We start from the raw sequence: 11,057 nt of genomic DNA on the forward strand, positions 1-11,057 counted from the left end.
GCCAGATCACTTCGACGTACATAAGGCTTCCATCTGTTTTCTACTGAACTGAACCTCTTCTACTTGAAGTCCGCTTCGAAAAGTTGAAGCTGAAAACTTCGATCCCGTGGGTCGATCTCGATCTGCCGCTCGTATCGCCTGGAGGATGCCGCCCCTACAGCAGTCTCTGCGGTCGGCCTGGCGACAACTCGGTGGCGTCCAGCCACCAAAGCCAGTTGATGCGATTCACCTGGTCGAAGGGTGAGAAGTGGTGGAATCCCGGCAATGGCCGGGTCAATGTCCAGATACACGTCGACGGTCCATTTGGTGGCGTTGACCAGCATCCCCGGCGTTCTTGGCATACCCATAGCTGGTGGCGGCCTCTGCCAGGCAACTGGCGCCGGCCGTGGGCAGAAGCGCCATCCCTCCATTGCCTCGACGGCCTGCTCTTGTTGAACGCCGGCCTCAAAGATACCAAGGGTAATGATGCCGAGGAAGAACCGCGCGGCATACTTCGAGTCGCGAGTCCCAACCGAATCACACGGACGAACCGCAAGGCTGGCACATCCCGAGAGGGTGACCGTCAATGCCACAAGCGCAACGGCGCGTTTCACTGTGACCTCCTGGTTACGATGTTACGGTTTGGCTGCGCAATACACCCTACAGGGATGGCCGGCGCAAGCTACCGGCCTTAATAGCCGTAGTAGCCACAATCGTAGCGGTAGTATCCGAAGACCCAGTTACCATAGCCATCATAGTACCCCGGAACCCAGACCCGCGCGCAAGGGGGATAGGCGCCGTAGTACGGGACCGGTGGCGGATAGTATACGGGGGGCGGATAGGGGTAAGCATACGGAGGGTAGGGCGCCAGGGGAACCGCCAGATTCAGGCCGAAGGAGAAATGGGTCCTCGCCGACGCAGGCTCCGCCACAACGAGCACAAGACCGGTCATAAGCAGGATTCCGATCACCAGTGCAGCCAGACTCCTCTTCGCAACCTTCATCTTGTCCACCTCCTCTCATATTTTAAACTACGTGTAACTGCTTTTATGGTAACATGCGCCATCTAAGTTTTAAAGGATGGCAGACTCGCTACGTGATATGATCACTTTTCGACGAAGTCGCATCATCCAGGTGGTACCTACACTATACGCAACAGTCCCACATAACCTCTCTGATCTATTCGATGCTTCATAGGAGCTTCGCGTTTACTGGTTCCATTTAATGGCGGCATTTGCGGTAAGGGCATATCTGATTGAAGGAGGATCGATGGTCCACGCCTACGTGTTCATCACGACGAGCAAGGCCAGGGAGGAAGAGGTAGCAGATACGATCAGGGAATTGCAATTGGTTAAGTTTACGCATATTGTCACCGGCAACATTGATGTTGTCGCCTTTATCGAGGCGCCGGATCTCAGCGCCCTATGGGATACCGTGAATCATGTTCAGGCGCTGCCGGCGGTGACACGGACCACTACCAGCTTGGTGGTCGAACCGGTGTAAGGGTTCTGGTCTTAGGCGAAGTCGGCCAGCAAAGCAGCCGACGCTGCAGTCGCCGCGGTCACCTGACAAAGAAAATGAAGATTAAGGGTGTCGATGGTATCTGCAGGCAGGTGGTAATATGGGTTACGCAGGAAGGCGGTATCAGTGATCATGACAGCCGGGTAGCCGGCGTCCCAGAATGGCGCATGATCGCTCTGGCGCACGAGCGGAAGATTCTCCCCGTTTCCCTCTACAACGAAAGCCTGTACAGGCAGCGAGGGGGCAACCATGGCCGCCGCCTCTTTGAAGAGGGAAATAAGCCCCTCCGATCGTCGATTTCCTACCACACCGATGAAATCCCCCGTCGCAGGCGCCTGGATCCCCTGGGGTGCAGCCTGGGTCGGGCCGGTATAGCCGATCATCTCCATATCGAAGACGCCGATAATCGACGCGCCAGAGGCCTTCGCCCGTTCCACATAGTACAGGCTGCCCGGGTTTCCATACTCTTCGAGGGCGAAGGCGATAAAGATCAGGTCATGCGTGAATTGATGGCAGGCTAAGGCTCCGGCGACCTCGAGTAGTCCGGCTACCCCACTGGCATTGTCGTCGGCTCCAGGGCTGTTCGGTACGGTGTCGTAGTGGGCGACTATCAACACCTGTTCATCGCCGGACGATCCCGGATGCGAAGCGATCAGGTTCCGGTACCAGCGGCCCTCACACCTAAATCGCTCTTCGGTGAACTGAAGACTACAACCTCTGAAGGCCTCCGCGATGGCGTCGGCAGCGGCTTCCATGCCGGCATATCCGTTAAACGGGTCCCGTGGCCCCACAAGCCGATCGAGGTATCTCCGTATCCCGGGTTCGGAGACCGCTTCGACAATATGGTGGAGTACAGGATCGATGCGCTTCACCCGCGAGGCGCCTTGGCAGGCCGGGCGCCGAAAGGATTATCGGGACGACTGGTTGGAACTCGCGCCCTCCAACGCTTTACTGCTGGCGTAGATCGGGACACCGGCCCGCAGCGCGAGGGCAATGGCGTCACTGGGTCGGCTGTCGACCGTAATCTCTTTGCCATCGGTCTCAAGGTAGAGGGTGGCATAGTAGGTATTGTCCTTAAAATCGCTGATAACGACTCGTTGCAGGCGAGAGTGAAAGGCGGAGAGGAGGGAAACGATCAGATCGTGGGTCAAAGGGCGGGGAGGTGTGATCTGCTGTAGAGGAACAGCAATACTTTGAGCCTCAGCAGGTCCAACGAAGAGTGTAAGCTCGCGCTTCTCCCCTTTGCCGCGAAGGAGTACGACGGTCTGGTCGCCACCTGGAGTGGCGGCCACGCCCAGCACTTCCATTTCGTATACGTCCTTGCGCTCTTCGGCTCGTACGGCAGTCCAGGGGATGAAAAGTACACCGATCAGAAAGGAGGCGAGTGCAATCGTCAGAGGTGGTGCGGAATAGCGGCGCTGTTTATTCATTCAGACAGCGAACGAGACGCCAGCCATTCAGAAGGTTGACGCGGTGCAACTGCTCTGGAGTCAGTTGCGCTTCCTTGAGGACGGGCATGAGCTTCAGGTCGGTCTTAAATCCGAGTCGGGTACACAGCGGGGCCACCAGCTCTTCCAGGGTACCGACAACCGGGTTCTCGCTCTTGAAGTGATTCAAGATTACAATGTGGCCTTTCTTCTTGCACACTCGTTTGATCTCTCGGAGGACCTGAACCGGTTCCGGAACCGCGCTGATCACGTACGTGGCCAGCACATGGTCGAAGTGCGCGTCCGGAAACTCCAGCTTCGACGCGTCCATCTCCTTAATGGTCACGTTATCCATCCCGTATTCATTCACCTTCTCCTCGGCCTTACTTAACATCGGCCGGGAGAGATCGATTCCGACGAGGTGGCAGTCCTGCGGGTAGAGCGGGAGATTCAGTCCAGTTCCGATCCCCACCTCGAGCACCCTCTCGTTCGGCTTGACATCGAGAAGTTGCACCGCTGCGACGCGCCCCGGGTGAAAGATCCTTTCGAACAGGAAGTCGTACATGGGCGATAAGATAGCGTAGGCCCGCGTAATCTGCTTATAGTCTAGGACAACCATTCAACCCTCCGATGACCGTGTTCCAGTTCGCTCATCCGCCAAGAGAATACGCTTCACTAAATGTCGCATTATACTCTACCGAGGCTGCTGCGAAAACAGTTTTTCATCAAAGTCTACCGGCAGCCGGACTGCCCGCCCCTGGATGTCCCGGTATAACAGATACCCGTGCTGCCGGCCGAAGTCGTAGAGCCGCTTGGTCAGGAGGACGTCCTGTTTGCAGTATTCGATGACCCGCTCGATCTCTCCCGCCTTGAACCAGGCCAGGCTCTGCAGTCCATCCGCCGACTTCCGCTCCCCGAGGGTTTCTTGAGCCAGGTGATCCAGCTTCAGCCGAAACCCGAGCCGTCGGTGAATACACTCGAGGATGTCCAGAGTGGGGAGGGCATTCCAGTCGAGGTCGGCGTAGGCGCGCAGTACATCAAAGTCGAAACGCCGGACGTTAAATCCGATAATCAGGCGCGCGTGGACCAGGTCGCTGATGAGGGCGTCAGCCTGCTCCTCGGTGTAGACCCTGAACGTGGCGCAATCAAGGTCGTAGACGACGCCGACTGCCAGGCCCATCCGATGCCGCTGTTCCCATCCGCCGACATCCTCGGCGCTCCGCTGCGTCTCCAGGTCGAAGACGAGAGCATGGGGCATGACAGCAGTAGTCTCCGACGCCTCGTTCGCCTGCGGTTGTGACGGGGTTGAAAACCAATGAGAATGGGACCGTTTGGTATCGGTCCATGGCGTCTCCCCGAGCAGGCCCTGAAGAGTCAGGTGCGCGCCCTGCTTATCGAGCGGTTTGTTGCCCGAGCCGCACTTTGGTGAGTGAACGCAAGAGGGGCAGCCGGATTCGCACTGGCACTCTTCCAGGAGCTGTCGTGTCTTGAGGAACAGCTCCGGCAGGACCTGGAAGCCGCGCTCGGTCAGCCCGATCCCGCCGGGGTAGCCGTCATAGATGAAAATAGCCGCTCGACCGACCTGCGGGTGAATCGGATACGAGATCCCGCCGATATCCGAGCGGTCACAGAGGGCGTAAAGCGGGAAGAGGCCGATCATGGCGTGTTCTACCGCATGAATGCTCCCCATAAAGTGCAACCCTGCCTCCTCAACGCCAGCCTTCAACCCATCAGGTACCTCAAACCAGAGGCCAACGGTCTCAAAAGTCATGGGTGGCAGATTCAATTGGTACGACCCGATCTTGTCCTGGCCGAAGATCCGCCTGCGCTCATAGCCGAGCACCCGCTCGGTGACTTTCAGGCGGCCCAGGTGGTAGGGGATCCCCTGGTGGTCCCTGGATTCCAGGATTTCGAGGATCTCCGTGTCCTTTTCGGCGAGTGGCGCGGTATAGTAATCGACGGTGACCGGTTTGGCGTGGACTTTATGCTGAATCAGGTCCAGGCTCATGCTCTCGTATTGCTGCCCTTGGTGCAGATAAATGGCTCCCGGGTGGCACTCGTGTATGGCTCGAATCCCGTCAATCGTGCCGATGGCCCGACCGGTCTGGTCAAGGATCGCACAGGCCTCTCCCATGGAGCGGATGTTAATCCGCCGCTGGGGGTGGCGCTCGCGGGCGTACCATTCGGTTCCATCCGCCGACAACAGCAACCTGCCCTGATCGTGGAGCGACTGGATGAGATCCTTTGCAGCGGTATAGAACGAGTCATCGAATCGCAACGGCACTTCCGAGGCCGCCGCCACCAGATGCGCCTCCAAGATCTGATGGTTGCCGGGATCGACGATGGCCGCCTCGTAGGGACGACTGAAGAAGTCTTCGGGGTGGCGGAAAAAGTACTGGTCGAGGGCATCGGGAAGCGCGATCAGGATGATCAGGGCCTCCCGGCGGCCGCGGCCCACGCGACCGCCCCGTTGCCAGGTACTGGTGATGCTGCCGGGATAACCGACGAGGAGGCAGGCGTCCAACCCGCCCACGTCAATCCCGAGTTCCAGCGCTGATGTGGTGACGACTCCTGCCAGTTGTTCGCTGAACAGCCCGCGTTCGATGGCTCGGCGTTCGTCGGCCGTAAAACCTGCTCGATAGGCCGCAAGCCTGTTGCCAAGCTTCTGGTCGGCTTGCCTGGCCCACATGGCGATCAGCTCGGCGATCTTTCTGGCCTTGGCGAAGGCGATGGTCTTCAACCCCTTTCGGAGGCAGCGGAGCAGCAGGTCGGTCGCCTCGGTATAGGGGCTGGCGATCGGATTAATCAGAAGGAAACGCTTGCCCTGCTGCGGGGCCCCATCCGCCTCGATCAGGTGAAACGGCAGGCCGGTGAGTTGCTCCGACAGACCGAGCGGATTACTGATCGTCGCCGAACAGGCGATAAACTGCGGCTGCGCTCCGTAGGCGGCTGCCACCCGACGTAAACGCCGCAGAACGTGGGCGATGTGCGAGCCAAAGACCCCGCGATAGGTGTGCAGTTCATCGAGCACCACATAGCGGAGGTTACGCCAGAACTCGCGCCACTGGGCGTGGTGGGGCAGCAGTGAGAGGTGGAGCATATCCGGATTGCTCAGCAGTAGTTGTGGTGGATCGTCCCGAAGCTTCGCTCGCCGAGATGTAGGCGTGTCCCCGTCCAGAATGGCGGCGCGGATATCCTGTCCCCAGGGGAGTAGGGTCTGCAACATCTTCAGTTGATCCTGCTCCAGCGCCTTGATCGGAAATAAGAGCAGGGCTCTGGCCGAACGATCACTCAGCAGGTGTTCGAGGATCGGGAGGAGATAGGTCAAACTCTTGCCGGATGCGGTGGAGGTGACGACTAGCGGATGCTTACCGGCGCGGGCCGCTTCGATAGCAGCACACTGGTGCGTGTAAAGCTGGTCAACACCGATGTGACGAAGCGTATCACGAAGCGGCCCTGGCAGGGGATCGGCGAGATCCGCATAACTAGGCGATTTCGAAGGGATCTGCCTGAGATGGACAGGATGTCCCCGAGTCGCGTACCCGCGGCGCAACTCGTCGACAAACCGATCGACCTCTAGGATGGGTGGAGGCAAGGAGGGTCGCCCAGCCGGATGTGCCTTCACGGGTCGCATCATGCTCGGGCGCTTTGGATCACAACCCGGATACCGTCTGCCAGTGTTTTTGGCCACATATACGCCATTCATTTATCACGACATGGGAACGCGTGTCAAGCCAATAACTATCCCGAGAACAGCGATAGACCTCGCAAACACTCGATTTCTTGCGTCATTGCGAGCACCCGCAGGGTGCGCGGCAATCTCAGTGTAACAATGCGAGATTGCTTCACTTCGTTCGCAATTACAACTTTCTATCGCCGTTCTGAGGCCTATTTAGACGCGACTTTCCCATTGACACCAGCCTCGGGAGAGTATTACCATCTGGCAACTTTGGTGGCGCCCTTTTGCTACTGAAATGGAGCGTAGGACAATGACGGCCAGTTGGGATCTGCAGTTGAACTGGCGGAACGTATGTGACAGCCCTTTGGGGCATGAGCCCTGAAGGGCTGTTCTGTTTTCGGGTTTTCCTCGGAATCTGTGGCAGACTCGGGTTTCATGCGGACTGGCGGAGCCGCCGCGTGACAGCGACCGGCTCCTTTGGGAGGTTTCGATGGGCGAGTACAAACTTATTGATCTCGACCAAATGGAAGCAAGTGTGGTTCGTCGTCGATTGGGGTACAAGGCGGATGACCATGCCCTAACGCTACTACTTACTGCGCTGAGGCTGGAGAAATGCCTCTTGAACGTTCAGACCAGAAGGCCGCGGTGCGAGACAAATGTATATCCGCTCTACTACTATTGGGCACATCACCGCGCCGTAACCCACAAAGAAGTGTATGATCGCGTTTTCGACAGTTTGCCAACAGGCAAAGTTGCAGTACTAGAAGACCAGTTACGCACCCATGTGGCGAGCGTAGTGGATAATGAGATTGACCTCTTGGTAGAGGACATCGATTACTTCGTTTTCATTGAGGCCAAGTTTCCGAAACAAGATCACAATGCGAAATTTGAACCTGGCGTGGTTCACCAGCTTGTTCGGCAGTACGTGCAGGGTAGGATTCTTGAGGCCATTACAAACAAAACCTTCACTCTGGCAACAATCGGTGCCAACAATGGACAACCGATCGATCTCAGACTTAGCGAGCGTGAAAGAGTGCTCTTGCGGTTGGTGAATGAAGAAAGGGAGCAGCTCAGGGTCATCGATCTGGCCTGGCCGCCGATACTCGCAGCTGCGAGCGAAGCCGAATAGTTCCAAAGAGACTGTGCCATTCGCGCCGGCCATCAAGCGGACGGTCGTCCACGCGAGCCAGCTCGCGTGTTCGCCCGTTCGCTGATCCGCAACGCCGTGAGCGCTGCGATAACGGCCAATCACGCCAAGACATGCTATACTAGGCGCATGATTGCCGATAGGGACAGACGAATAATTGAGGAAATAGCCGCTAAGTACCACGTTAAGCACGTGGTACTCTTTGGGTCCAGTCTGTCCCCAGACAAGGATAGCCGCGACATCGACATCGGCGTGGAAGGCATTGAGGAAAAGGACTTTTTCACCTTCTACGGCGAACTTCTGTGCGCCCTATCCAAGCCGGTCGATGTCGTTGACTTGTCCACGAAAAGCCGTTTCGTAGAACTCATCCGGCTGGAGAGCGTACCTCTCTATGCCTGACTACCGCCTTCGTGTTGAAGCCGAGTACGAAGCCATAGAAAGCGCACTCTCCGCGCTACCTGAGCGCCCGCTCTCAACGCTCTCCAGGCTTGAACTTGCTGGCGCAGCAGCACTGCTTCACAATTTCTACAACGGCATCGAAAATGTTCTCAAGCAGGTCTTCCAAGCAAAAGCACTTCCTATCCCACAAGGGGAATCCTGGCATAGAGATCTGCTGATTGCGGCAACCGAAAAGGGAATCCTGTCGAACCGGTTACTGGACGATTTGAAGCGCTATCCGGCCTTCCGCCACTTTTTCGGCCACGGCTATGCTCTGAACCTCTCTCCTGAACGTATGGAACCGCTTGTAGGAGATGCGCAGGCGGTATTTACCAAATTCAAAGGCGAAATTGAAAATAGCATATGCTAACAACACAATCTAGCGGATGCAGAAAACGCGCCGCTGAGCTGCAATGTTAACCATTACGAAGAACAATTTGCCGAGTATGTCAGAGGCGCGTATCATCACTTCATGCGCACCCCGGCTATCGACATCGAGAAGCTCTCATCCGAGGAACGCCTGCGTCTTATTGAGGACCTGTGGGAGAGCCTCCACATGAGACCGGACGCGGCGCCGCCGATCCGAGCGCAGCGGGACGGACTTGATCGTCATCTTGACGAGCTCGACCGGGGTGACACTGAAACGGTCCCAATAACAGGTTTGTGGATCGCGGGGTTGTAGTGCGATCTGTGTCGGCATACAGAATAGGAGAAAAAAGCGATGAAATTTCACTGCTCAAGACTAGTCGTAACAGTCGCAGTGTTGATGGCAGTCTTGACGATGCCAGTCGCTGCACGCGCAGCGGTTAAGTACTACGTATCGCTTGGCGACTCGCTTGCGGCTGGGTTCCAGCCGACCGGTTCATTTGCCCAGGGTTACGCCGATCAGTTGTTCACCGCCCTCCGCGCCAAGACTTCGGGCCTTCAACACGTCAAACTTGGATGTTTCGGCGAGACAACGGTTACGATGATCACCGGCGGGGTCTGCTCTTACCGGCATGGCTCCCAACTAAACGAGGCCGTGGCCTTCCTGCAGCGCCATCAGGGATCCGTGGCCCTCATCACGATCGACATCGGAGCAAACGACGTGAACTGCTCGATTACCATGCCGCTCGACATGAGGTGCATCACCGATGCCTCTGCCGCCGTTGAGACGAACCTGCCTTCTATCCTCACAGCGCTCCGTGCGGCCGCCGGACCGGGTGTCCCGATCGTCGGGATGAACTACTACGACCCGTTTCTCGCCTTCTGGCTACAAGGAGAGGGCGGTCGTGCTGCCGCCACGGACAGCCGCCAGGCTTTCCTCAAGTTTAACGATACGCTCGACACGATATACAAAGCCGCCGGGTCGCCGGTAGCGGACGTAGAGGGGGCCTTTTCGACCACCGACTTCGCAACGAAGGTTGTATCACCAGACTTCGGAACGGTTCCGCTGAATGTCGCGCGGATCTGCCAGTGGACCTGGATGTGTACGCCGGCGCCTTTAGGGCCTGACATCCATGCGAACACCGAGGGTTATGGTGTCATTGCTGGAGCGTTCTTGAAGGTCCTTCCCTTCTAACCTGCTGCTTCATGTGACGACGGCCAAAGGTCGCAGCATAGCCGCATGCCGTGAAACTTGACGAAGCTATCTGCGCTGTGGTATCGGTTCGTCATCCGAAAACAACATACAGCGCCACCGACCTCGGGGTTTCCTCGTTAGGTTGTAACGGCCGATGGCGTGTGTGGTAGAACAGGATCGATTCAGGGAAGGGAATTGCAGCGAAGGTAATCCATGAAAATTCATGAATTTCAGGCGAAGGCGATCCTTGCGGCCTATGGGGTGCCCATTCCAAAAGGCGAGGTCGTCACGACACCCGCCGAGACGAGATGCGCCGTCGAGCGACTTGGCGGCGCCGTGGTGCTGAAGGCCCAGATCCACGCGGGCGGCCGTGGTAAGGCTGGTGGGGTCGCGCTGGCCTCGTCACCGCAGGAAGCAGAAAGGATAGCGGAGCGGCTTATCGGTTCCCGCCTGGTTACGCATCAGACCGGCCCTGAAGGCAAAGTGGTCAAGAGGGTTCTGGTAGAGGAGCGAGTGGCGGTTAGCCGCGAGCTGTACGCCGGGATCGTCCTGGATCACAGGGCAGCACGGCCCGTGATCATGGCCAGTGCTACCGGGGGGATGGAGATTGAAGAGATGGCGACGAAAGATCCGGAGGGAATCACCAGGGTTACCGTAGATCCGGCCATCCAACTCCAGCCCTTCCACATCCGCCGGCTTGTGTTGGGACTCGCGCTGCCGCAGCCGATCCAGAGTGTGGCTGCCAGCCTGTTTCCGGCCCTATACCGACTCTTTCAGGAAAAAGACTGTTCATTGGTCGAGATCAATCCGCTGGTGGTCACGGCTGAGGGTCGACTCTTGGCCCTGGATGCCAAGCTGAATGTCGATGATAATGCGCTGTTTCGTCATCCTGACCTGAAGGCGCTCCGCGATCCGGACGAGGAGTTACCTCTCGAAGTTGAGGCGTCGAGATTCGGATTGAACTACATCAAGCTGGACGGCACCGTGGGATGCATGGTCAACGGGGCCGGCTTAGCCATGGCAACCATGGATCTGGTGAAGCTCGTCGGCGGTGAGCCGGCCAACTTTCTGGACGTCGGTGGGGGCGCCAGCGCCGAACAGATCGAACACGCGTTTCGCATCCTGATTTCGGATCGGTCTGTGAGTGTGGTGCTGATCAACATCTTCGGGGGTATCCTCAGGTGTGATCGGCTGGCGGAGGGGATGATTCGCGCAGTTCGTTCCCTCCGGGTGGCATCGCCAATCATAGTCCGGATGGAGGGGACCAATGTGGACCAAGGTAAGCGCATGCTCACTGAATCCGGTA

At 57.7% G+C, this 11,057-nt stretch carries 12 protein-coding genes and 1 pseudogene; 7 read left to right on the forward strand and 6 right to left on the reverse strand.

Annotated elements, in window-relative coordinates; genetic code table 11:
• Nucleotides 1–59: 59 nt before the first annotated feature.
• Nucleotides 60–593, reverse strand: a complete 534-nt coding sequence (locus KGL31_01040) for a hypothetical protein (protein ID MDE2320496.1) — start codon at nucleotides 591–593, stop codon at nucleotides 60–62.
• Between the two features lie 77 nt (nucleotides 594–670).
• Complete coding sequence (locus KGL31_01045) at nucleotides 671–982, reverse strand: hypothetical protein (GenBank protein MDE2320497.1); 312 nt, start codon at nucleotides 980–982, stop codon at nucleotides 671–673.
• A 265-nt stretch (nucleotides 983–1,247) separates the two neighbouring features.
• Here KGL31_01045 and KGL31_01050 point away from each other — a divergent pair, with 265 nt between their 5' ends.
• Nucleotides 1,248–1,481, forward strand: coding sequence for an Lrp/AsnC ligand binding domain-containing protein (locus KGL31_01050; GenBank protein MDE2320498.1), 234 nt, complete (start codon nucleotides 1,248–1,250; stop codon nucleotides 1,479–1,481).
• A gap of 11 nt (nucleotides 1,482–1,492) precedes the next feature.
• On the opposite strand, the gene KGL31_01055 is transcribed toward KGL31_01050, so the two are convergent.
• The 4 genes from KGL31_01055 to KGL31_01070 form a co-directional block, all read right to left on the reverse strand.
• Complete coding sequence (locus tag KGL31_01055; GenBank protein ID MDE2320499.1) at nucleotides 1,493–2,371, reverse strand: M20/M25/M40 family metallo-hydrolase; 879 nt, start codon at nucleotides 2,369–2,371, stop codon at nucleotides 1,493–1,495.
• A gap of 36 nt (nucleotides 2,372–2,407) precedes the next feature.
• On the reverse strand, nucleotides 2,408–2,806 hold the full coding sequence (locus tag KGL31_01060; protein MDE2320500.1) for a bifunctional nuclease family protein: 399 nt from the start codon (nucleotides 2,804–2,806) through the stop codon (nucleotides 2,408–2,410).
• 115 nt (nucleotides 2,807–2,921) lie between these two features.
• Complete coding sequence (locus tag KGL31_01065; protein MDE2320501.1) at nucleotides 2,922–3,545, reverse strand: methyltransferase domain-containing protein; 624 nt, start codon at nucleotides 3,543–3,545, stop codon at nucleotides 2,922–2,924.
• A gap of 75 nt (nucleotides 3,546–3,620) precedes the next feature.
• A complete protein-coding gene (locus tag KGL31_01070) occupies nucleotides 3,621–6,551 on the reverse strand; it encodes a DEAD/DEAH box helicase (GenBank protein MDE2320502.1) in 2,931 nt (976 codons plus the stop codon).
• Nucleotides 6,552–7,095: 544 nt separating this feature from the next.
• Here KGL31_01070 and KGL31_01075 point away from each other — a divergent pair.
• The 6 genes and pseudogenes from KGL31_01075 to sucC form a co-directional block, all read left to right on the forward strand.
• Complete coding sequence (locus KGL31_01075) at nucleotides 7,096–7,734, forward strand: hypothetical protein (protein MDE2320503.1); 639 nt, start codon at nucleotides 7,096–7,098, stop codon at nucleotides 7,732–7,734.
• Between the two features lie 147 nt (nucleotides 7,735–7,881).
• The gene (locus KGL31_01080) at nucleotides 7,882–8,151 is read left to right on the forward strand and encodes a hypothetical protein (GenBank protein ID MDE2320504.1); all 270 of its coding nucleotides are present in this window, start codon (nucleotides 7,882–7,884) and stop codon (nucleotides 8,149–8,151) included.
• Nucleotides 8,144–8,338, forward strand: a pseudogene (locus KGL31_01085) (hypothetical protein). The gene KGL31_01080 and the pseudogene KGL31_01085 overlap by 8 nt, the downstream one beginning before the upstream one ends.
• Before the next feature lie 324 nt (nucleotides 8,339–8,662).
• Complete coding sequence (locus KGL31_01090; GenBank protein MDE2320505.1) at nucleotides 8,663–8,872, forward strand: addiction module protein; 210 nt, start codon at nucleotides 8,663–8,665, stop codon at nucleotides 8,870–8,872.
• Nucleotides 8,873–8,971: 99 nt separating this feature from the next.
• The gene (locus KGL31_01095; GenBank protein ID MDE2320506.1) at nucleotides 8,972–9,751 is read left to right on the forward strand and encodes an SGNH/GDSL hydrolase family protein; all 780 of its coding nucleotides are present in this window, start codon (nucleotides 8,972–8,974) and stop codon (nucleotides 9,749–9,751) included.
• Nucleotides 9,752–9,964: 213 nt separating this feature from the next.
• Nucleotides 9,965–11,057: ADP-forming succinate--CoA ligase subunit beta (gene sucC, locus KGL31_01100; protein MDE2320507.1), on the forward strand; the 1,093-nt coding region annotated here is incomplete at its 3' end.

It is taken from the genome of Candidatus Methylomirabilota bacterium, from assembly GCA_028870115.1.
Lineage (GTDB): Bacteria > Methylomirabilota > Methylomirabilia > Methylomirabilales > Methylomirabilaceae > Methylomirabilis.